We start from the raw sequence: 20972 nt of genomic DNA, 5'->3' as shown, positions 1-20972 counted from the left end.
GAGGCTGCACATGCGTAAGGACTGGCTTGGGGTTGCACTGGCATCATTGGTACTGGCTGCCTGTTCCACACCGGAACCGCAGAATAATACTGCGCCACCGCAACCGGCCTATAACGGCCCGGTAGTGGAAATTCCTGGCGTGGAACCACGTTATGAACCGATCAATCCTTCCACCAGCCAGGATTACAGCGTCAACGGTAAAAGCTACCGCGTGATCAAAGATCCCTCGAACTACAGCGAAGTGGGTTTAGCCACCTGGTACGGTGACGAAGCGCAGGGGAATCGCACCGCTATCGGTGAATCTTACGATCCGGAAGGCATGACCGCCGCGCATCCAACGCTGCCGCTGCCGAGCTATGTGCGTGTCACTAACCTCGCCAACGGCCGCCAAATTGTGGTACGCGTCAACGATCGTGGCCCTTACACGCCAGGCCGCATTATCGACTTGTCGCGTGCGGCGGGCGATCGCCTGAATATCTCTAACAACACCCGCGTGCGCGTTGATTACATTAAAGTGGCGCCGGATGGTTCCGTTTCCGGTCCCGGCACCATTGGTACCACCGTCGCCAAACAGAGCTACGCCCTGCCCGCGCGTCCCGATCTCGGCAGCGGCATGGTGATTATGGGCGGTAGCGCCAATGCGGCGGCAGCGCCTGCACCGCAGGATGTGCGCGCTGTCGATAACAGCACCTTACAAAGCAATGACAGCATGGGTGCGCCCGTCCAGAGCAGCGGTTTTCTAGGCGCGCCACAGCCGTTAGCCACGGGGGTGCTGGAAGGCAACGAGCCGGTTACCGCGCCAGCCCCAACAATGTCTTCCGCGCCAGCCGCTGCCGCCGCACCAGCTACCAGCCAGAATGCCCATGCCGGCAGCGGTTATGTGGTTCAGGTCGGCGCGATTAACGATCCGGCGCGTGCACGTCAGCTGGCCGAAAGTCTGGGTAAACGCTTTGGCGTGCCGGGCGCGGTTGAAGCCAATGGCAACGTCTATCGCATTCAGTTAGGTGGCTATAAAAGCCGTGCCGAAGCCGCCGCCTTGCAGCAGCGTCTGAACACTGAAGCGCAAATGAGCTCATTTATTACCACTGCCCGTCCATCGATGTAACGGACAGTGACATTTCCTGCTGAAACTGATTTGCAAAGCAAGATGTCGCCCGATCGGACGTTTGCTATAGTTAGGCACTTTTTTCACTCTAAACCCACGGATGTTGTAGTCCTGAACATGAATACGCTGAAACCTTCTCGTTTTCTGAAACGCCTGACAGTGGGATCACTGGTCGCCCTTTCTCTCAGCCATGCCGCATTTGCGGACGATGTTAATCTTAAGACTATGATTCCGGGTGTACCGGACATTGATGCTGAAGCTTATGTGCTGATCGACTATAACTCCGGCAAAGTGCTGGCCGAAAAGAACGCGGATGCACGCCGCGATCCGGCAAGCCTGACCAAGATGATGACCAGCTACGTGATTGGTCAGGCGGTCAAAGCGGGAAAAATCCATAACGATGACATCGTGACCGTGGGTAAAGATGCCTGGGCAACCGGTAATCCGGTATTCAAAGGTTCATCACTGATGTTCCTCAAGCCTGGCGATCGTGTGCCGGTTTCTCAACTGACGCGCGGTATCGTGCTGCAATCAGGTAACGACGCTTGTGTAGCGATGGCGGATTACGTTGCCGGCAGCCAGGACGCATTCGTCAACCTGATGAACAACTACGTTGGCGCGCTGGGTCTGAAAAACACCCACTTCCAGACCGTGCACGGTTTGGATGCCGAAGGCCAATACAGCTCGCCGCGCGATATGGCGTTGATCGGCCAGGCGCTGATCCGTGACGTACCCGATGAGTACGCGGTTTACCGTGAAAAAGATTTCACCTTTAATAACATCAAGCAGACCAACCGTAACGGTTTGCTGTGGGATACCAGCCTGAACGTCGATGGCATTAAAACCGGCCACACAGACGCAGCGGGTTACAACCTGGTCGCCTCGGCAACAGAAGGCCAGATGCGTTTGATCTCCGCGGTGATGGGCGGTCGTACCTTTAAAGGCCGTGAAACCGAGAGCAAGAAGTTGCTGACGTGGGGCTTCCGCTTCTTTGAAACCGTCGCACCGCTGAAAGCGGGCAAAGAGTTTGCCTCTGAGCCTGTGTGGTTCGGTGACAGCGATCGTGTCCAGCTGGGCGTGGAGAAAGATGCCTATCTGACCATTCCGCGTGGCCGCATGAAAGATCTCAAAGCCAGCTATGTGCTGAACAACACTGAACTGCATGCGCCGCTGCAGAAAAATCAGGTAGTGGGCAGCATCAACTTCCAGCTCGACGGCAAAACGGTGGAACAGCGTCCGCTGGTGGTGCTGAATGAAGTGAAAGAAGGTGGTTTCTTCGGCCGCATCATCGATTACATCAAACTGATGTTCCACCACTGGTTCGGCTAAGGCGCGCTTGAAAAAACGCCAATTTGCCCCCAATTAAGTTACTATCTTTGCTCCCGCCTCGGCGGGAGCCTGTTTTTTAAGCACCGGAGTCAATGTATGAAAACCAAATTGAATGAACTGCTCGAATTCCCTACGCCTTTCACTTACAAAGTGATGGGTTTGGCGCAACCGGAGCTGGTTGATCAAGTGGTTGAAGTGGTGCAGCGCCACGCGCCAGGCGATTACAAACCGGACGTTAAGCCAAGCAGCAAAGGCAACTATCACTCTGTTTCCATTACCATCATCGCCACCCACATTGAGCAGGTTGAAACCCTGTATGAAGAGCTAGGCAACATTGAAATCGTGCGCATGGTGCTGTAATTCTGGCGCTGGCAAAGTCCGCTTTGCCAGCGTTATACTCTGCCTTCTACTCTTTACCGGATCTCTGCTTTGTCAGCTAATACGCTTCTTGTTCGTCAACTCGGCCAGCGCGATTGGCAACCCATCTCCGATGCCATGCATCACTTTACCGATCAACGCGACAGCAGCACTGCCGATGAAATCTGGCTGGTGGAACATCATCCGGTGTTTACCCAAGGCCAGGCAGGGAAAGCTGAACATCTGCTGATGCCGGGCGATATTCCGGTGGTACAAAGCGATCGCGGCGGCCAGGTAACCTATCACGGCCCCGGCCAACAGGTAATGTATGTGCTGATTGACGTGAAACGTCGCAAGATGGGCGTGCGCGAGTTAGTGACGGCGTTAGAAGAAACGGTGATCGCCACGCTGGCCGACTATGACATCAGCGCGCGGGCGCGACCGGATGCGCCGGGCGTGTACGTTGGCGATGACAAGATTTGTTCGCTGGGACTGCGCATTCGTAAAGGCTGCTCGTTTCACGGCCTGGCGCTGAATGTGGCGATGGATTTAGCGCCGTTCCTGCGCATCAATCCGTGCGGATATGCCGGGATGCAAATGACGCAGCTTAGCCAGCTGCAGCCGGGCGTCACGCCCGCCGATGTGCGACCACGTCTGGTGCAGCATTTCGCCCATTTAACCGGATTTACCCAACTGGAATGGCATAGTGATGCCGCGGTCTGACCTTGACTGTACGTGCCTATTTACAAAATTGTAACTTTTGCACCGGCGAATCGGCTGCTTATGAGCAGACGAGATGATATAATTTTTGCCATATTTTCAAAAAAAGTTGAAAGCCTGGTTCTCAGTTTGAGTGAGGAAGCTTTCAAATCGCAATCCCGACCGGAACCTGCAGATTTATGAGTAAACCAATTCAGATGGAACGTGGCGTCAAGTATCGCGATGCCGACAAAATGGCGCTGATCCCGGTGAAAACCGTGATGGTTGAGCGTGAAGAAATTCTGCGTAAGCCGGAATGGATGAAGATCAAACTGCCTGCAGACTCCAGCCGCATTCAGGGCATCAAGGCCGCGATGCGTAAAAACGGTCTGCACTCAGTGTGTGAAGAAGCCTCCTGCCCTAACCTCGCAGAGTGTTTCAACCACGGTACCGCGACCTTTATGATCCTCGGCGCGATCTGCACCCGTCGCTGCCCATTCTGCGACGTGGCGCACGGCCGTCCGAATATGCCTGACGCTAACGAACCGCTGAAACTGGCACAAACCATCGCCGATATGGCGCTGCGTTATGTGGTCATCACTTCAGTGGACCGTGATGACCTGCGCGACGGCGGTGCCCAGCACTTTGCTGACTGCATCAGCGCGATTCGCGAAAAAAGCCCAACCATCAAAATTGAAACATTGGTACCGGACTTCCGTGGTCGTATGGATCGCGCGCTGGAAATCCTCACCGCGACGCCACCGGATGTGTTTAACCACAATCTGGAAAACGTGCCGCGCGTGTACCGTCAGGTCCGTCCTGGCGCCAACTACGATTGGTCACTGAAATTGCTGGAGCGTTTCAAAGAAGCGCATCCGGATATCCCGACTAAATCGGGTTTGATGGTCGGCCTTGGCGAAACCAATGCTGAAATCATTGAAGTGATGCGCGATCTGCGTCGCCACGGCGTCACCATGCTGACGCTGGGACAGTATTTGCAGCCGAGCCGTCACCACTTGCCGGTGCAGCGCTACGTTAGCCCGGCCGAGTTTGACGAAATGAAAGAAGAAGCAATGGCAATGGGCTTCACCCATGCCGCCTGCGGCCCGTTTGTGCGCTCTTCTTATCATGCTGATATGCAGGCCAAAGGTCTGGAAGTTAAGTAATATGCTTCGCGATTGCGCTCTTACCAGGGCGCAATCGCAAATATCTCCTTAAAAATCTTAATCCCTGTCTCAAATCTGTCGCTTTAATCGCTGAGGCCATAAGAGCCTATTTCTCTTTTCTCAGTGTTTATTTTGAAGGTCAGATAATGCAAACATCCTCTCACTTAAAGGGGCTCGATTTTCTCCGGGAACCCGATTTGTCAGGTCAATTACCCGATGTGCGGCTCAACAGTGCATCCGGAGAGAGTTTGGATGCGCTTAAAGCGCGCACCACGCCCATAGATAACACCAATCCCTATACTTCATCTCACGCCTCATGTGCCAATGCATTTATCGCTACCGCTATCAGTATTGAGCATCGATACGATGAAATTCATTTAGAGTTGCCACTAAAGGGTCATGAAACTATCGCTGTGATGCCCGAAGTGGTGCGACACATCATGCCTTATGCTGAAGACATCGCTTTTCAAACTTCTCAGGAGAATGTACTTGCTGTGATTAATGAAGAGCCTGAACCTGAATGGAATTTTGATTTGCTGGAAGCGAAATTCAATGCTCCTCTGCCACAACTGTGGCAACCGGCTATCGGCATGCACCACGAGAGTGTGGAAATTGCCACGCTACCTGAACGCGAGAGTGCCAAACCTCAACTTTTAGTACAGGTACAGTCAAAGGTTATCACTGAAAATGAGGTCATTATTGATGATCTGAATGAGGATGAAGGGTCTTTCAGCGGTAATGCGCCAGTTGGTACGACGTTATACTTTTATCTTGATGATGTGTGGGTCGGCAGCTCTGAAATTGATAGCCAAGGCCGTTGGCAGTTTGAACTGCCCACCGAGATTTCTGTCGCTCAGCATGTTTTTAGTGCAGTCCCCATTAATCCGCAAGGCGTAATGGGTGGCAAAATTGATTATCCGTTTTTGACTAAGCCTAAAATAGGCGAAATCATTATGCCAATTGATGAGAGTGAATCAGACAAAATTGAAATAGCACTCATTGATGTTATTACAGCCGAGGAAGAAGAAACAATATCGTTGATACCCTTAATTTTAACTGATGATATGTTGCAGGGCTGGCATACCCAGGATGGGTTGAGCGACTTTGATGGCTTATATGGCTCAACAATATTTGATGTGGATGAGCAGGAAATCATTTACGCCAATTGGCACTAAGACGCAAAAAACAAAAACCAGGCTGGCGACAGTCTGGTTTTTTATCAACGTAATAAATATTTACACTTATTGACGTTCGGCGCAGAGATTACTCTTTGTGGCTGACACGTTCAGCAGGCACTTCTTCAGCGCTGCTTTTGGATGCGCCGGATTCATCATCTTTCATGGCTTTTTTGAAGCCTTTGATTGCGGAACCCAGATCGCCACCCAGTGAACGTAACTTATTGGTGCCAAAAAGCAGTACGATGAGCGCACCGATGATCAGCAGTTTGGCAATACTGATACCTTCCATAATTTACCTTTCAACCAATGTGAAAAACGGACCTGACTATTAACGCGCAGTTTATAAACGGCCTCAACTGCAATCTGTAACAGAGTGAGACCGCCTGCTCAGATAAAGCGGCTGAGAAATGCCTGCGTGCGCGGATGTTGCGGGTTACCAATCACCTGCTCCGGACTGCCCTGCTCCACTACCACGCCGCCATCCATAAACACCACGCGATCGGCCGCCTCACGCGCGAAACCAATTTCATGGGTCACGACAATCATGGTCAGCCCTTGATCGGCTAAGGTGCGCATGGTGGCCAGCACTTCGCCGACTAACTCCGGATCGAGTGCCGAAGTGGGCTCATCGAACAGCATCAGCGCCGGTTTAATCGCCAGCGCACGCGCAATCGCCACGCGCTGCTGCTGACCACCGGACAGATGACGCGGCCAGGCATCGGCTTTGTCACTCAATCCCACGGTCGCCAGCAGCTCACGCGCATGCTTGAGCGCATCCTGCCGTGTAAACTTGTGCACACCTATCGGCGCTTCAATGATGTTTTGCAGCACCGTCATGTGCGGATAGAGGTTGAACTGCTGAAACACCATGCCGATTTTCTGGCGCTGATGAGCAATTTTACGCGCCGACAGACGATGCAAAATACCGCGCTTCAGTTCATAACCGATCTGATCGTCACCGACCACAATCGAACCGGCATTCATGTCTTCCAGATGGTTAATACAGCGTAAAAAGGTGGATTTACCCGAACCCGATGGCCCGAGAATCACCACTACTTCACCGGGAAACACATCGAGATCGATGCCTTTCAGCACTTCATTATCGCCATAACTCTTCTGCACATTACGCGCACGCACCAGTGGCTGAACTTCACTCATACATCCTCCTTCAGACGGTGCGCGACGGCAGGCGCGGCTTCGTTAGCAGCAACGCGACGTTTATTCACCACCGTGCGGGTGGTGCCACGGGCGTAGTAACGCTCGATGGCGGACTGGCCAACGTTAAGAATCGAGGTGATAAGCAGATACCAGATCACCGCAACCATCAGCATCGGGATAATTTCAAAGGTGCGGTTATAAACGGCTTGCACCGAGTACAACAGATCGCCCATAGCGATCACACTTACCAGCGAGGTCGCTTTGATCATGCTAATCAACTGGTTGCCGGTAGGCGGAATAATTGAACGCATCGCCTGTGGAATGATCACGCGGCGCAGCGCACGACTGCGACTCATGCCAAACGCCTGGGTGGTTTCGACCTGACCGTTATCCACTGACAGCAGGCCGGCGCGAATGATCTCGGCCATATAAGCCGCTTCATTGAGCGCCAGTCCGGCAATGGCTGCGGTCAGTGGCGTGATCAGATCGTTGGTGTTCCAGCTGGCAAAAGTGATATCCGTCCACGGAAGAGTGATTGCGATGGTGGGAAACAGCGTCGACAGGTTGTACCAAAAGATCAGCTGTACCAGCAGCGGCGTACCCCGGAAAAACCAGATGTAGAGCGACGATAAGCCGCTCAGCAATTTATTTTCCGAGAGACGCCACACGCCCAACAGCAGCCCGAGCAGCGTGCCGAGAATCATCGACACCACCGTCAAGCCGAGCGTGACCTGCAGGCCTTTCATCACCGAACCTTCGGTGAACCACTGCAGCACCACGTTCCACTCGAAATTGGGGTTGGTCGCCACCAGCCAGATGAAGTTCGCGGCAATAACCAGCACCAAAATCCATGAGATCCAGCGCCCATAAGTGGGCGCACTGCGGGCAAAAGCCACATCGCGCTGCTGCACGTCGGCCTTATCCCTGGCTCGCGAATTGTTGGTGACCGGACTCATTTTGCAGCCCCTTGCGCCAGGTTACGTCCCGGTTGCTGCAACACGTTGCCGTCTAATTTCCACTTCTTCATGATGGCCGCGTAAGTGCCGTTATTGAACAGCTCTTTGTACGCATCCAGCACCACGTTGCCGAGTTCAGAACCCTTGGGTACCACGGTGCCCTGGAAAATGTCGCCAAAGCCGTTTTTCTTGCCTTTGCCCGACAGCTCCAGCTGGCCATTGGCCTGTTCGATGAAGTAAGTCAGCGGCGCCTGCGAGGAGAAGAAAGCATCGGAACGTTTTGAGCGCACGGCTAAAATCGATGATGGTTGGTCGGTGAAGGATTGCACCACCACCGCCGGTTTACCCGCCGCGACACAGGCATCGGACTGCTTGCGAATCACCTGTTCTGCTGAACCGGCCGCCATTACCGCAATGCGTTTACCGCAGGTATCTTCCAGACCGTTAATCTTCGAGGGATTGCCTTTCTGCACGCCAAACACCACGAACTCCTGCACGAAGTCGATAAAATCAACCTTCTGCTGACGATCCGGATAATCGCCAATCGGGCCAATCGCCATCTGGTAGCGGCCGGAATTAATGCCGGTGAGCACGCCCGATAAACCGCTGACGGTGGCATGTTCAATCTTCACGCCCAGCAATTGTGCCAGCGCTTCGGTGAGATCGGCGGAAGCGCCGTCCATTGAGTGCGGACCGTTAACGATCTCATACGGAGGAAAAGATCCGTTGTTCACCGAGATCATTTTACCGCTGCTTTTGATCTCTGCTGGCAGACGATCGTGCAGCGCCTGATCCACTTTTTGCGCAGGAATCACGTCGGCGGCCTGAGCGAAACAGGCCGTGAGGCCCAATGACAGCGCGATGGCAGTAGCAAAAATTTTCATCAGTCAGATTCCCCAGCGATCAAAGTGGTTTAAGTTCGGGACGCGCAAAACAGCGATTTTCCAGCACCGGCAGTACGCTGCGTGCGTAGGCGATGCGCTGTGGATCGAGATCGGCAAACACCAACGCGGCCGATTCCGGCGCTTTGGCAATCGCCACGCCCAAAGGATCGATTACCAGGCTGTTGCCGATATTGCGTGGCCCGCATTCGCCCACCGCCACCATGTAGCAGGTGTTTTCCAGCGCACGCGCGGTGGTCAGCAACTCCCAGTGCATCTCTTTCAGCGGGCCTTTCACCCACGCTGCCGGCAGCACCAGCACATCCGCGCCGTCAAGCACTAAGCGACGCGCCAGCTCCGGAAAGCGCACGTCGTAGCAGGTCATCAACCCGACTTTCATGCCCGCCACGTCAACCAGCGGCGGAATTTCGCGCCCCGGATTCACGCGCTGCGACTCCTGCATGGCGAAGGCATCGTAAAGGTGCAGTTTCACGTACTCGGCGATGATTTCGCCGTTGCGAATGGCGATCAGTACATTGAGCGCCTTCTGCCCTTCTGTCGGCACGTGCACGCTCATCATGGTGGTCAGGTTGTTGCCTTTGCTAACCGCCAGCAGCTGCGTGACGAAAGGACCATCAAGTGGCTGCGCCGCTTTCAATACCAGATCAGGATCGGCGATATCACGCGCCAGCACGCCTTCCGGCAGCACCAGCAGATCAGCACCGCCCGCCAATGCCTGGTTCATCAATCCGATGCAGATATCGGTGTTTTCCTGCCATTCGCGGCTGACGGCAAATTGTCCCATTGCTACTTTCATGGTTATTCTCCTTGCGCCGCAGCCGGGAAAATCGCTTCCGGCGTCAGCAATGTTTGGGTTAGGCCTTGCTGAAACAGCTCATTCGCAAAGTCGGCAATCATCTTTTTGTTAACGGAAAATCCGTTCTGATTCCAGTTGGCCGGTAATTCCTGCGCGGTGCGCCGCAAATCGTCCAGCAGCCACGGCGTAGTGTCGGCGTATTTCTCGCGCTTCTTCATCCACATCTGGTACGAACGATCGATGATGTCGCTCAGCGCCTGAGGCAGCCAAGGATGCGCCTCGGCTAAGGCAGGCTTCAGAGCCAGTAAGTGAATGCCAGGCACATAACCGACGCGATTAAAGTAGTCACGCTCGGCAGCAGCAAAATCCACCTGCAGCTGGCGCAAACCTGAATCGGCGAGGAAAAAACCTTCCGGCATAAAAGGGGTAAACACAGCATCCAGCTCGCCCGCTTTCAGCAACGCGATCAGTGGACGCTCACCTGGTGCCGGTTCAATACGCCCCGGACGACCAAAACCGGCCAGACGATCAACAATCGGGTGATCCTCAGTCAAACGCCCGGCAAACCAGTACGCATCATCAATCTCTACGCCTGCTTCACGCAGCACGGTGCGCGTCCAGGTGTTGCCCGAATCCTGCCAGCCGGTAACGCCGATCTTTTTACCTTTCAGCTGCGCTGGCGAAGTCATCGGGCTGTCGCTGCGCGTAATGATGCAGCGCTGACGGAAACCGCGCATCAGAAAGTGTGGCAGTCCCAACAGTGAAGTGTCACCTTTTGCCCGGGCCTGAGCAAAGCGGCTAAACGACACTTCACCGGCATCGTATTTATCGCTGGTGGCGAGGTTATCCACCAGCGTGCCAACACGATCGATCTCCAGCGAGAAACCTTCCGGTTTGATATCGCCAAGTGCCAGCGGTGTGAAGTAATCCCAGTCACGTACCGCCAGTCTGATGGTTACCATAGTTTTGCCTTCCCCGTCTGTTCTGCCAGCCCTGCGGCTGTGATTATTTATGCAGCAAATAGTGCTTGAATTTGAGTCTAAATCGCGAATACTAATCTGAACAATCTATTATTTGTTACTGAACAAAGGATTTTCTTATGACGCAAAGTGTGGATTTGGAGTGGCTCAGCCAGCAGATCACGGATGCTTCGGTGAAAGGCATCACGCATGCGGCATCCACGCTGATTCGCGATGGGCAGATTGCGGTGGGCATGCAGATGCCGGCGGTACGCGAGTTGGCTGAGCGATTAGGCGTGAGCCCGGCAACCGTTTCGGCTGCCTGGGCGCAACTGAAGAAGCAGAAAGTGCTGGCGGGTAAAGGTCGCAGCGGCGTGTGGGTGAGCGGTAACAGCGTGATGCCGCGTCCGATTCGCTTCGAGAAGATCGGCAATTACGGCGAGAATGTTCAGGCGTCACTGGCGATGGCCTCACCGGATCCAACGTTATTGCCGGATCTGCGTCGGGCGATGCTGGCGGGCATTGCATCGCCGCAACTGAATAGTTATCAGCGTGAGGCGATTTCACCGCAATTGCAGGATGCCGTAACGCCACGTTGGCCCTATCCCGCCGAAGCCTGGTTGGCAACCGATGGCGGCTTCGATGCCATGAACCTGATCGTGCAGACGTTGCTGTCACCAGGCGATCGTGTGGTGATCGAAGATCCTACCGCCACGCGATTACTGGATATTTTAGACAACATGGGTGCTGAAATTCTGCCGCTGCCCTGCGATGAGCAAGGTCCCATTCCCTCGGCGCTGACCACGCTGATGCAGAAATCTCCGGCGATGTTTATCTATCAACCGCGCACCCATTCCGCCACCGGAAACAGCGTGAGCCAGCGTCGCAGTGCAGAGCTGGCGCGCGTGCTGGCAAACAGCAGCACCATCATTGTCGAAGATGACGGCATTGGCGATCTGTCGCGCTGCCCGGTGTTTAGCCTCGGCTTCCACTATCCCGAACGCGTGCTGCACGTGCACTCGTTTTCTAAAGCTTATGGGCCGGATTTGCGGCTGGCGGTGTTATCAGGAAACGCCGAAATGGTGAAGCGCCTGCAAGCGTGGCGCAACTTTGGCGTGAGCTGGACCAGCCGTATTTTGCAGGATGCCGTGGCGTGGATGCTCAATGATGAAGAGACTCAGCAGCGTATTCAGCAGGCCAAAGCCACCTATGCGCAGCGTCGCCAGCAGTTACTGGCCGCGCTGGCGAAACGCGGTCTGGTGCTAGAAGAGCGTGATGGATTGAGCGTGTGGATTCCGGTGGAATCGGAGCAGTACGCGATGATCACGCTGGCCGCGCGCGGTATCGCCGTGCTGCCCGGGGAGCGCTGTAGCATTAGCAGCCGGCAGTTCATTCGCGTCAGCGCGGCGCTGCTCCCTGTTGCACAACTCGACAGCATCGCCGATGCCATCGTGATAGCCAGCGGACGCGAGCTCAATCTAAACCCAGAGCTTTAATGTGATAGCGCGGTGATTCCACATAGCCTTCACGCGCATAGAACTGGTTGGCTTTGAGGCGCGATGAATGGCAGTGCACTTCCATACGATCGCAACCGCGTGACCGCGCCAGCTGTTCGGCGTGGTTCAATAACTGCTGCCCGCTGCCTTTGCTGCGCTCGCCTTCGGCAATACAGAAGTAGCTGATGCGGGCAAAATCGCCGGCCAATGCCAGCTGCGGAATAAAGTGCAACGAGTGGAAGCCCAGCACCTGATTGCCGTGTTCCGCGACCAACAACATTTCATCGGGATGATGAATAAGCTGCGCCAAACGCGTATCGATAAATCCTTCCGTCGCGCTATAACCTAATTCGGTTAGCAACGCGCTCAATGCAAAACTGTCTTTTGCCTGTGCCTGACGTATGTTCATCCTGCCTCCTCATTTTCCCTGAGCAGTTATATAGCGTTGCCGGACAAAAATCTGCAAGTAAGCATTGTTGTGGCTATGTTACGGAAGTTATCTGTGAGATGTGCCGCAGAATCTGCCTTGTCACGAGAATGTCATAACGGCTTAAGGCTGGCTTAATCTGGCATTGGCATGCTGAGGGAAATCTCTTTCTGAGGCAGGCGAAATGAAAAACCTTATTCCACGCACTTTCGATGAGTTAATGGCACTGAGCATCAGCATGCTTGCCTTAGCGAGCTGGATGATTATTTGGTGGCGAGCCTAAAATGAATAAAAAAAACCCGCCAGAAGGCGGGTTTTCAGAATTCGAACTGTTAATTACAGTGCGATAACGTTAGCAGCTGATGGGCCTTTAGCGCCGTCAGTGATTTCGAACTCAACGCGTTGACCTTCAGCCAGAGTTTTGAAACCGTTGCTGTTGATTGCAGAGAAGTGTACGAATACATCTTTGCTGCCATCTTCTGGAGTAATGAAACCGAAGCCTTTCGACTCATTAAACCACTTTACGTTACCTTTGATCTTAGACATCTATATTACCTTTACATGAAAAAAGGACACTAAACTGTGTCGACGTCTAGTACAGCAATTGCGGTGACATTTGTCCAGTGCGATTTGATGAAAAAGTGATAAATATTGATTTTTTGCATGCCGATCACACTTTATGCGTGCCGCCAGCGCTTAAAACTCAAATCTCAGCCACGCAAAGTAAACGTTGCCGTTATTGTAAGTGCCGGGAATATAAGTCATTTGGAAAGTGGCTGGACCATATCCAATTGATGCCAAAGGCAATATCAGCGGAACCGGGATGTAGCGCCAGTTATCCCGCGCCGTTACACCCGCCGTGTATCCGGCGCCCAAATGAAAGTTCTGATCGCTAAGCGGTCGCCAGGTCGCTTCCCAACCGTAACCGCCAATCGGCTCCCATTTGTTAAAGGAGTCCTTGAACGCCATCAGGTACAAACCGTGCCAGTTACCTTTCTCATCCCAGCGCGAAACGCCCGCACCTGCGCCCCACGGGCGCTCGTTGTATTTATCGATGTGTTCATCGTCGTAAGTCCAACGGTTGTGCCAGGTAATCGCCGGCAGATAAAAATCATAATTCTGCGGTTGCGACCAGGTTTGCGACACGTTATCGCTAAAGGTGTTCCAGCCTGATTTGATGGCTTGTGAAGTTGTTACCGCTGATGCCGAAAATGAGACCGATGAGGTCAAAATGCAGCCTAACAAAACTGCAGAAAAGTGCCGATTCACAACGTAATTTCCTGTTAATTCGTGCTGAAAAAATGCACTACCCTGAGGCAAAGTTTTCAGATTCTTGTACGACGCATTCCTAAGTAATCGCCAAAAGGATATTAAAAAACAGGCTTAATATCTCCAGGCTAATTCTCGGTTGACGGCGAATTTTACCTCATGCGGAACGTGAAATTGAAACGCCGGATAAACGGAAAGGCATTACTGAAGGATGTACACAAAGTGCAATCATGTTGTGATGATGACGGCAAGCAATGAGATAGCTTTCAGTGACTTAGTGTCAACTATTCACGCATGGAATAAATTAACAAAATTTATCAATTGAACTCGCCCGACGAATAAGATAAATCTCGATACTCCAGGACGGAGATGGGGAAAAAACTGACATGACTATTCGTTGTAGCCGCTGCGGTTGCACTAAATTTTTTTACACCTTAACGGACTGCAAACAGGTCGATGCAATAAATCATCATGGTGCCTGCTGCGCGCAGTGTCAGAAACCGTTGACGCTGGGCGATCTCATCCTGCCGATTGCGTCTTTTAATGACAGCGAAAAATCCTATGCTGAATAAAAAATTCAGGCACCCGCAGGTGCCTGTTGTTGTCAGAAAATCAGTTTAAAGACGCCTGTTAGTGTCAGTAACCCAACGATGAAGATGATGGCGATAACCCACAGAATTATTTTCATTGTTCGCTCCTTCAAGTATGAAAAATAACGTGTCTGCTAACCAGTATAGATGATCATTCTGCTTTCGCTGGGCGCTGCGAGAGTGGTCACAACCCTTTGCTATCGTTTCGCTTAATGCCGATTGAATTCTGCGAGACGGGTCGCAGCCTGCGATTTTCCCTCTCCTTGATTCCGCACTCAGCGCCTGTCGACAGTCTAAACTTATAGCGCCTGAAGAGGCCTCGATTGTTATCAATGCCGACGTAACAAGGAGATTCTTATGAGCACGATTAATACCAGCATGGGGCGTTATAGCCTTAAGGCAAAGGATTACGGCAACCACATCAGCGGCAGTATTGCGATTAATGATGAAGGTGGCACGCAACTCACCCTGCAGGAGTTTGAAGAACACTATCTTGACGATGTCGTCAACAATGTCATTTATCCGATCACTGGCGGAAACCGTGAAATTACCCGCGCACTGCGCGATCAGATGGTCAAAGCGGGCTTTGCACAGCCGCACTGAGTTTTTGGGCCACACGTTGTGGCCCTTTACTTCTTATCATTGACTTGCGGTTATTACTGGTTTCGGCACAGGATGCATGATTGTTCATGATAAGGAGATTGACCGTATGAGTACTCTGCATCTTATTCCCCCTTCTCGGCTTCATCAATTTGTTCAAGCCATTTGGTTACATGCTGGCAGCAGCGCCGAAGAAGCGCGCCTGGTCGCCGACCATTTGGTGGCCGCGAATCTGGCGGGTCACGATTCACACGGTGTTGGCATGATTCCGAGCTACATGAAATCGCTGGCACAGGGCTTTTTGCAACTCAACCAACATGCCAGCGTTGCAAAAGACGCCGGCGCGGTGCTGACGCTGCACGGGCACAACGGTTTTGGTCAGGTGGCGGCCTTTGAGGCGATGCAACTCGGTATTGAGCGCGCAGCCAGGTTAGGTATTGCGGCGGTTGGTTTACACCATTCGCACCACATTGGTCGCATCGGCCATTGGGCAGAACAGTGTGCGGCCGCCGGTTTTGTCTCCTTCCACTTCGTTAACGTGATGGGCGATCCGATGGTCGCGCCGTTTAACGGTAGCGATCGTCGCTTTGGCACCAATCCTTTCTGCGCCATTTTCCCGCGCCGCAATGCCAAACCGCTGCTGCTCGATTTCGCCACCAGCGGCATCGCCTTTGGTAAAACGCGAGTGGCGTGGAATAAAGAGCAGCAGGTCGCGCCAGGTTATCTGATTGATCATCAAGGCCAGCCGACCACCGAACCGGGCGTGATGCATCAGGCGCCGTATGGCTCACTGATGCCGTTTGGTCTGCACAAAGGCTATGCGCTGGCAACCATGTGTGAAATTCTCGGCGGCGCGCTGTCCGGCGGACGCACCACGCATGATGAGACGCTGGTCACCAGCCACGATGCCATTTTCAACTGCATGACCACCATCATCGTGAATCCGGATGCGTTTGATGCGCCTGCGATGCAGGAAGAAGCGGAATCATTCCTGGATTGGGTGAAACAGTCGCCGCAAAGTGGCGAAGCACCAATTCAGGTGCCCGGCGAGTGGGAAGAGCAGAACCGCGTGGCACGTGAACGCGATGGCATTCCACTCGACAGCAACAGCTGGGAGCAAATCTGTGACGCGGCGTTACAAGCGGGAATGCCGCAAGAGGAACTCGCGGCGTTCCGCGCCTTAACACAGTAAACCGCAAGCGGCTGAGGCGCAGTGCCTCAGCCTTGATACTTAGATGACGTTGGCGAGCAGTAAGCAACCCAGCAAACCGCACACCGAAATAATGGTTTCCAGCGCCGACCATGAGCGGAAAGTTTCGCCGATGGTCAGGTTGAAATACTCCTTAAACAGCCAGAAGCCCGGATCGTTGACGTGAGAGAAAATCACGCTGCCGGAGCCGACCGCAATCACCATCAGTTCCGGACTGGCGCCGCTGGTGATGATCAACGGTGCGACAATGCCGCCTGCCGTAATCGCCGCCACGGTAGCGGAACCCAGCGCAATACGCAGCACCGCAGCAATCGACCACGCCATGAAGATCGGCGACAGATTGGTTTCATGCATCATGCTGGCGATATATTTATCGACGCCGCTGTCCACCAGCACCTGTTTGAACGCCCCGCCACCACCAATCACTAACAGCATCATGGCGATGATCTTGATCGAATCGGTGATGGTGCCCATCACGTCATCCATGCTGCGGCCACGGTTGAGACCAAAGGTGAAGATGGCGATCAGCACGGCAATCAAGGTTGCCATAATGGGGTCACCAAAGAACTCGGCATAAGGCAACAACACGTGACCTTTCGGCAGCAGCATCTCCGCTACTGCGCGCAACGCCATCAGCACCACCGGCACCAATGCCGTCCAGACGCTGACGCCAAAGCCAGGCATCTCCGCTTCGGTAAAGGTTTTCGGGTTCCACAAGCCTTCCGGGATCGGCTTATCAATGCCTTTCAGGAAGCGCGCATAAACCGGACCGGCGAGAATAACGGTTGGAATTCCCAGCAGCGTTCCGTACAGCAGCGTTTTACCCATATCGGCATTAAACAGCGTGGCGATCGCAGTTGGGCCCGGATGCGGTGGCAGGAAACCGTGTGTGACCGAGAGCGCGGCCGCCATCGGCACACCCACGTAGAGCAGCGGCACGCGCGCGGAGGCGGCGATGCTGAACACCAACGGCAGCATCAGCACAAAGCCCACTTCGTAGAACAGCGCAAAGCCGACGGTGAAGCCGGTCAGCACCAGCGCCCACTGAATATGCTTCTCACCAAATTTAGCGATTAACGTGGTGGCGATACGCTGCGCCCCGCCGCAATCCGCCAGCAGTTTACCCAGCATTGCGCCGAAGCCCATGATCAGCGCGAGGCTGCCCAACGTGCCGCCGACGCCGGTTTTAATCGAAACGATAACTTTGTTGACCGGCATGCCCTGCATCATGCCAACGGCCAGCGCCACCAGAATCAGCGCAATAAATCCGTTCAGTTTGAAACGAATCATCAGCAACAGCAGTAACGCTACGCCAATCGCCACATAGAGTAATGGCATAATTTTTCTCCACTTTTGCGCACGGTAAGTTACCGGCAGCGGTTTATTTTGGTTATCCCAGAGGACATGAGAATCAACAACGTGCACCACAGTAAACATCCTGCTGAGCAATGTTACGGGTATCATGTTAAGGGTAACATTGCGTACAAAGCACCTGGCGCCGCAGCGGAATTTCTGTTTTGCGAAGGTGATCAACTTTTTGCCAGCGGGTTATCAGAATGTTTGCAGCGGGAGTGTCACGGCTTTTGGTTACACTTAGGTCTTTGAGCCAAACAAGAAGGACGTGCAGGTGAGTGAGAATCTGATCGAGTTGTACAGTAATCAACAAACCCTGTTTGGGCGCGGCAGCATTGACCAACTGATTCCGCTGCTGGCGGCCAATACCCAGCCGACGCTGCTGTTTTGCGGCCGCTCATTCCTGAATGGTCCGGCCTGGACGCGCTTAGGTGCCGCGCTCAACGATCACATCATCGGTTACGAGATTGTCAGCCATGAAGCCTCGCCAGATGAGATTGATGGCTGGGTGCGACGCTGGCGCGGCCATGTTGATCGCGTGGTGGCGATTGGTGGCGGCAGCGTGCTGGATGCGGCTAAAGCCTTTAGCGCGATGATGCAGCACCCGCTGAATACCGCGCGCTATCTGGAGAAAGTCGGTGATACGCCAGTGCAAGCGGTGACCTTGCCGCTGATCGCCATTCCCACCACGGCCGGCACCGGCAGCGAAGCCACGCAGAACGCAGTGGTGACCGATCAGCAGCATATTCAGGTCAAAGCGTCGCTGCGCCATCCGGTGTTTGTGCCGCAGGTCGCAATTCTCGATCCTGATCTGCTAAAAGGCGCGCCCGACAGCGTGCTGGCAACCTGCGCCATCGATGCCTTCACCCATCTTTTCGAAGCCTATCTGTCGCGCAAAGGCAATTTGTTCACCCAGCAAACTGCGCTTAATGGGCTGCGACTGTTCTTCCAGGCCTGGCCAGATTTAAACCGTGACGACGAGCGCGGAGATGCCGCGCGCGAAGCGATGATGATGGCGTCATGGTTGGGTGGCGTGTGTCTGAGCAGCGCCGGATTGGGCGTGATCCATGGCATTGCCGGTGAGTTGGGGGCGATCAAGCCGTTCCATCACGGCGAAGTGTGCGGACGTTTACTGTTCCCGTTCCTCGAGGTGCTGGCAGAAACCGAGCATGCTGAACAGCAACGTTTGATGGCGCAGTTCGGCCAACAGCTGCTGCCGGACGATCCCGCGCCGCCCGCGCTGGCGTTGAAAGCCTGGATCCAGCAGCAGGCGATCGTGCCGTTCTGGTTAGAAGGCCCAACGCTGTCAGCCACCGACGTTGACTGGATTGTGTCGCGCGCCAACAGCAAAAACGGCTGGGTCAGCTACGATGCACCGACGTTAACCGAGATGATTGCCGCCGCCTGGCGCATCGTCTAAATGATAACGGGCAGCCGACGCTGCCCGATTTTTTACTGCTCAGCCACTTTAAACATCGCCATCTCTTGCGCCAGCTGCGCCGCTTCATCACGCAGCGCCTGGGTATTTTCGGCGGTTTGCGTCACCAGCATCAGGTTTTGCTGAATACCGCGCTCCATCTGTGATACGGCCAGCGTCACTTCCGCAATACCTTTGCTCTGCTCATCACCAGCCACGCGCATCTCGCTGACTACCTGCTTCACTTTATGCACGTCGGAAACCAGTTGCGAAAGCTGCTGCCCCGCGCCTTCCACCAGTTTACTGCCGGCCAGCACGTTGCTGTCGGAATCGGCAATCAGCGCTTTGATCTCCTGCGCCGCCGTGGCGCTGCGCTGGGCTAAGGCGCGCACTTCAGATGCCACCACCGCAAAACCACGCCCTTGCTCACCGGCGCGTGCCGCTTCCACCGCCGCATTCAGGGCAAGGATGTTGGTTTGAAACGCGATGCTGTCAATCACCGTCAGAATCTCCGCCACGCGGCGCGACGAGGATTGAATAGCGCCCATGGTGCTCACCACTTCGCCCATCACTTCGCTGCTGCTGCGGGCAATCTGCGCGGTCTGTTCGGCGGCAGCATCGGCCAGTCGGGTATTTTCAGCGTTTTGCTGCACGGTGGCGTTAAGCTGCTCCATCGCCGCCGCACTCTGCTCAAGCGCCGCAGCCTGCTCAGCGATTTTCTCCGACAGCGCGGTGTTGCTGTGCGCTAATCCCGATGCGTTGGCCGCCACCGTTTCGCCGCTGCCCTGCACGCGGGTAATCACGCCAGCGATCTTATCGACAAAGCTGTTGAACGCACCGGCAATATCCGCCAGCTCATCGCGCCCACTTTTGGTCAGACGGCGGGTTAAATCGCCATCGCCATTGGCAATCTCATCCAGCGCCGCGTGCGTCGCCTTCAGACGTTGGCCAATGCGTTGGGTAAACGCCCAGGTTAACAGCAGCAGCACGATCATCGCCGGAATCAGGAAAGTGAAGATGTCGCGCATCATGGTACGCGCCAGGCCGCTGACGGCACTTTCCGGCGTTACCAGGCCAATCACCCAACCGGTGCCGGGCATGCGGAACAGCGTCACCTGCGCGCTGTTGTGCAAGTAGCCGTCTGCAAAATCCGACAGTTGTAATACATCGCCATCGCCCTTCAACTGGGTGATACGGGCGGCCAGCGGCGCCAGCCAGCTGGATTTTTCCGCCAGGCTGCTCAAGGTGGTGAGCGATTTCATATCCTGGCCTGGGTAATAGAGCAGATTGCCCGCGCTATCGAGCGCAAAGGCATAACCGCCCGTCACCTGCCCTTTCTGCTGCATAAAGCCCGCAAGATTATCCAGCTGCACATCCAGCGTTGCGACACCGGCAAACCGATCGCCCGCCGCATACGGCACGCTGCAGGTCACCATTTTCACACCGGAGACCGGATCCTGATACACCTCCGACCAACCGCAACGATCGCGCGGTCCGTTACGCACCGCGCTGTACCAGCTTTCCTGTTGATAGCCGTTGCCCGCAGGCAGGTTGTAGTCATCGGAATAGGCCAGCGCGCCATCACCCTGTCGCGCCCAGAAGAAGCTACGACGTTGCACACCGGCGCTAAACGCATCGGGTTCCGGCCACACGCCGCCGCCGGCAATGGTTTTATTGCCGCTGCTGTTGATGATTTGTGGGAAGCTTTGCTGCCACAGCGTGGCATCGTGCGGCAACACTTCAGCAAGGCGCGCCATGCTGACGGCCTCGCCTTCAATGCGCACCAGCTGCTGATTTAATTGGCTGACCAGATTGCTACCGGCCTGCTCAATCAGCGTATGGCTGGCTTCGATGACGCGCGGCTGACCGCGCAACAACAGAACGGAAAATACGACTGCGGTGGTGACGCACAGTAATAGCAGGCCACCCAGCGTCATGCGGGCAGCCAAACGGGTTGGCAACATAATTTATCCTTTCTAACCGACTGCATTAACGATTGAGATAA

The 20972-nt window shown here is 54.4% G+C and carries 21 protein-coding genes; 10 read left to right on the top strand and 11 right to left on the bottom strand.

Annotated features, from left to right (window positions below):
* The first annotated feature begins 10 nt into the window (after positions 1-10).
* From rlpA to P6287_RS05565, 6 genes are all read left to right on the top strand, one after another.
* On the top strand, positions 11-1105 hold the full coding sequence (gene rlpA, locus P6287_RS05590) for an endolytic peptidoglycan transglycosylase RlpA (RefSeq protein WP_277974642.1): 1095 nt from the start codon (positions 11-13) through the stop codon (positions 1103-1105).
* A 117-nt stretch (positions 1106-1222) separates the two neighbouring features.
* Positions 1223-2434 (top strand): D-alanyl-D-alanine carboxypeptidase DacA, encoded by a 1212-nt coding sequence (gene dacA, locus P6287_RS05585; RefSeq protein WP_101763253.1) that lies wholly within the window; start codon positions 1223-1225, stop codon positions 2432-2434.
* Between the two features lie 96 nt (positions 2435-2530).
* Positions 2531-2794: a DUF493 family protein YbeD gene (ybeD, locus tag P6287_RS05580; RefSeq protein ID WP_008103691.1), complete on the top strand. Its 264-nt coding sequence runs from the start codon at positions 2531-2533 to the stop codon at positions 2792-2794.
* A gap of 69 nt (positions 2795-2863) precedes the next feature.
* On the top strand, positions 2864-3514 hold the full coding sequence (gene lipB / locus P6287_RS05575) for a lipoyl(octanoyl) transferase LipB (protein ID WP_192236642.1): 651 nt from the start codon (positions 2864-2866) through the stop codon (positions 3512-3514).
* A gap of 176 nt (positions 3515-3690) precedes the next feature.
* Entirely contained in the window at positions 3691-4656 is a 966-nt protein-coding gene (gene lipA, locus P6287_RS05570; RefSeq protein ID WP_101763255.1) for a lipoyl synthase, read from the top strand.
* A 146-nt stretch (positions 4657-4802) separates the two neighbouring features.
* Positions 4803-5831 (top strand): hypothetical protein, encoded by a 1029-nt coding sequence (locus P6287_RS05565; protein ID WP_277974641.1) that lies wholly within the window; start codon positions 4803-4805, stop codon positions 5829-5831.
* A gap of 88 nt (positions 5832-5919) precedes the next feature.
* On the opposite strand, the gene tatE is transcribed toward P6287_RS05565, so the two are convergent.
* The 6 genes from tatE to P6287_RS05535 all read right to left on the bottom strand — a co-directional run bounded on the left by tatE (position 5920) and on the right by P6287_RS05535 (position 10608).
* Positions 5920-6123 (bottom strand): twin-arginine translocase subunit TatE, encoded by a 204-nt coding sequence (gene tatE / locus P6287_RS05560; protein ID WP_064740541.1) that lies wholly within the window; start codon positions 6121-6123, stop codon positions 5920-5922.
* Between the two features lie 98 nt (positions 6124-6221).
* Positions 6222-6992, bottom strand: a complete 771-nt coding sequence (locus P6287_RS05555; RefSeq protein ID WP_101763257.1) for an amino acid ABC transporter ATP-binding protein — start codon at positions 6990-6992, stop codon at positions 6222-6224.
* Positions 6989-7948 carry an amino acid ABC transporter permease gene (locus P6287_RS05550; RefSeq protein WP_277974640.1) on the bottom strand — a complete coding sequence of 320 codons (960 nt, stop codon included), beginning with the start codon at positions 7946-7948 and terminating at the stop codon, positions 6989-6991. The genes P6287_RS05555 and P6287_RS05550 overlap by 4 nt, the downstream gene beginning before the upstream one ends.
* Positions 7945-8832, bottom strand: a complete 888-nt coding sequence (locus tag P6287_RS05545) for an ABC transporter substrate-binding protein (RefSeq protein ID WP_277974639.1) — start codon at positions 8830-8832, stop codon at positions 7945-7947. The genes P6287_RS05550 and P6287_RS05545 overlap by 4 nt, the downstream gene beginning before the upstream one ends.
* A gap of 19 nt (positions 8833-8851) precedes the next feature.
* Positions 8852-9646 (bottom strand): deaminated glutathione amidase, encoded by a 795-nt coding sequence (locus P6287_RS05540; RefSeq protein WP_008103707.1) that lies wholly within the window; start codon positions 9644-9646, stop codon positions 8852-8854.
* A 2-nt stretch (positions 9647-9648) separates the two neighbouring features.
* Positions 9649-10608 carry an ABC transporter substrate-binding protein gene (locus P6287_RS05535; protein ID WP_277974638.1) on the bottom strand — a complete coding sequence of 320 codons (960 nt, stop codon included), beginning with the start codon at positions 10606-10608 and terminating at the stop codon, positions 9649-9651.
* Between the two features lie 137 nt (positions 10609-10745).
* Here P6287_RS05535 and P6287_RS05530 point away from each other — a divergent pair, with 137 nt between their 5' ends.
* On the top strand, positions 10746-12101 hold the full coding sequence (locus tag P6287_RS05530) for an aminotransferase class I/II-fold pyridoxal phosphate-dependent enzyme (RefSeq protein ID WP_277974637.1): 1356 nt from the start codon (positions 10746-10748) through the stop codon (positions 12099-12101).
* Here the strand turns inward: P6287_RS05530 and P6287_RS05525 are convergent.
* The 3 genes from P6287_RS05525 to pagP form a co-directional block, all read right to left on the bottom strand.
* Complete coding sequence (locus P6287_RS05525) at positions 12079-12510, bottom strand: GNAT family N-acetyltransferase (RefSeq protein WP_277974636.1); 432 nt, start codon at positions 12508-12510, stop codon at positions 12079-12081. The genes P6287_RS05530 and P6287_RS05525 overlap by 23 nt on opposite strands.
* A gap of 354 nt (positions 12511-12864) precedes the next feature.
* Positions 12865-13074, bottom strand: coding sequence for a transcription antiterminator/RNA stability regulator CspE (gene cspE, locus P6287_RS05520; protein ID WP_007890714.1), 210 nt, complete (start codon positions 13072-13074; stop codon positions 12865-12867).
* Positions 13075-13224: 150 nt separating this feature from the next.
* Positions 13225-13758 (bottom strand): lipid IV(A) palmitoyltransferase PagP, encoded by a 534-nt coding sequence (gene pagP / locus P6287_RS05515; protein WP_240632918.1) that lies wholly within the window; start codon positions 13756-13758, stop codon positions 13225-13227.
* Between the two features lie 986 nt (positions 13759-14744).
* On the opposite strand from pagP, the gene P6287_RS05510 reads away from it, so the two are divergent.
* Both P6287_RS05510 and P6287_RS05505 read left to right on the top strand, forming a co-directional pair.
* On the top strand, positions 14745-14990 hold the full coding sequence (locus P6287_RS05510; RefSeq protein WP_110865704.1) for a hypothetical protein: 246 nt from the start codon (positions 14745-14747) through the stop codon (positions 14988-14990).
* 106 nt (positions 14991-15096) lie between these two features.
* Positions 15097-16179 carry a malate/lactate/ureidoglycolate dehydrogenase gene (locus P6287_RS05505; protein WP_277974635.1) on the top strand — a complete coding sequence of 361 codons (1083 nt, stop codon included), beginning with the start codon at positions 15097-15099 and terminating at the stop codon, positions 16177-16179.
* A 39-nt stretch (positions 16180-16218) separates the two neighbouring features.
* Here P6287_RS05505 and gntT read toward each other — a convergent pair whose 3' ends face one another.
* Positions 16219-17535: a gluconate transporter gene (gene gntT, locus P6287_RS05500; protein ID WP_101763267.1), complete on the bottom strand. Its 1317-nt coding sequence runs from the start codon at positions 17533-17535 to the stop codon at positions 16219-16221.
* 283 nt (positions 17536-17818) lie between these two features.
* Here gntT and P6287_RS05495 point away from each other — a divergent pair, with 283 nt between their 5' ends.
* The gene (locus P6287_RS05495; protein ID WP_233501651.1) at positions 17819-18970 is read left to right on the top strand and encodes an iron-containing alcohol dehydrogenase; all 1152 of its coding nucleotides are present in this window, start codon (positions 17819-17821) and stop codon (positions 18968-18970) included.
* 32 nt (positions 18971-19002) lie between these two features.
* Here P6287_RS05495 and P6287_RS05490 read toward each other — a convergent pair whose 3' ends face one another.
* Complete coding sequence (locus P6287_RS05490) at positions 19003-20931, bottom strand: methyl-accepting chemotaxis protein (RefSeq protein ID WP_192236650.1); 1929 nt, start codon at positions 20929-20931, stop codon at positions 19003-19005.
* Positions 20932-20972: the final 41 nt, after the last annotated feature.

This window comes from Pantoea sp. X85 (assembly GCF_029623675.1).
Taxonomy (GTDB): Bacteria; Pseudomonadota; Gammaproteobacteria; order Enterobacterales; family Enterobacteriaceae; genus Pantoea; species Pantoea leporis.
This window is presented reverse-complemented; position numbering and strand designations above follow the sequence as displayed.

What these genes read in the sequence shown, in the direction of transcription:
- rlpA (WP_277974642.1), top strand. Translation starts at nt 11, where the DNA reads ATGCGTAAGGACTGGCTTGGGGTTGCACTGGCATCATTGGTACTGGCT.
- dacA (WP_101763253.1), top strand. Translation starts at nt 1,223, where the DNA reads ATGAATACGCTGAAACCTTCTCGTTTTCTGAAACGCCTGACAGTGGGA.
- ybeD (WP_008103691.1), top strand. Translation starts at nt 2,531, where the DNA reads ATGAAAACCAAATTGAATGAACTGCTCGAATTCCCTACGCCTTTCACT.
- lipA (WP_101763255.1), top strand. Translation starts at nt 3,691, where the DNA reads ATGAGTAAACCAATTCAGATGGAACGTGGCGTCAAGTATCGCGATGCC.
- P6287_RS05565 (WP_277974641.1), top strand. Translation starts at nt 4,803, where the DNA reads ATGCAAACATCCTCTCACTTAAAGGGGCTCGATTTTCTCCGGGAACCC.
- tatE (WP_064740541.1), bottom strand. Translation starts at nt 6,123, where the DNA reads ATGGAAGGTATCAGTATTGCCAAACTGCTGATCATCGGTGCGCTCATC.
- P6287_RS05555 (WP_101763257.1), bottom strand. Translation starts at nt 6,992, where the DNA reads ATGAGTGAAGTTCAGCCACTGGTGCGTGCGCGTAATGTGCAGAAGAGT.
- P6287_RS05550 (WP_277974640.1), bottom strand. Translation starts at nt 7,948, where the DNA reads ATGAGTCCGGTCACCAACAATTCGCGAGCCAGGGATAAGGCCGACGTG.
- P6287_RS05545 (WP_277974639.1), bottom strand. Translation starts at nt 8,832, where the DNA reads ATGAAAATTTTTGCTACTGCCATCGCGCTGTCATTGGGCCTCACGGCC.
- P6287_RS05540 (WP_008103707.1), bottom strand. Translation starts at nt 9,646, where the DNA reads ATGAAAGTAGCAATGGGACAATTTGCCGTCAGCCGCGAATGGCAGGAA.
- P6287_RS05535 (WP_277974638.1), bottom strand. Translation starts at nt 10,608, where the DNA reads ATGGTAACCATCAGACTGGCGGTACGTGACTGGGATTACTTCACACCG.
- P6287_RS05530 (WP_277974637.1), top strand. Translation starts at nt 10,746, where the DNA reads ATGACGCAAAGTGTGGATTTGGAGTGGCTCAGCCAGCAGATCACGGAT.
- P6287_RS05525 (WP_277974636.1), bottom strand. Translation starts at nt 12,510, where the DNA reads ATGAACATACGTCAGGCACAGGCAAAAGACAGTTTTGCATTGAGCGCG.
- cspE (WP_007890714.1), bottom strand. Translation starts at nt 13,074, where the DNA reads ATGTCTAAGATCAAAGGTAACGTAAAGTGGTTTAATGAGTCGAAAGGC.
- P6287_RS05510 (WP_110865704.1), top strand. Translation starts at nt 14,745, where the DNA reads ATGAGCACGATTAATACCAGCATGGGGCGTTATAGCCTTAAGGCAAAG.
- P6287_RS05505 (WP_277974635.1), top strand. Translation starts at nt 15,097, where the DNA reads ATGAGTACTCTGCATCTTATTCCCCCTTCTCGGCTTCATCAATTTGTT.
- gntT (WP_101763267.1), bottom strand. Translation starts at nt 17,535, where the DNA reads ATGCCATTACTCTATGTGGCGATTGGCGTAGCGTTACTGCTGTTGCTG.
- P6287_RS05490 (WP_192236650.1), bottom strand. Translation starts at nt 20,931, where the DNA reads ATGTTGCCAACCCGTTTGGCTGCCCGCATGACGCTGGGTGGCCTGCTA.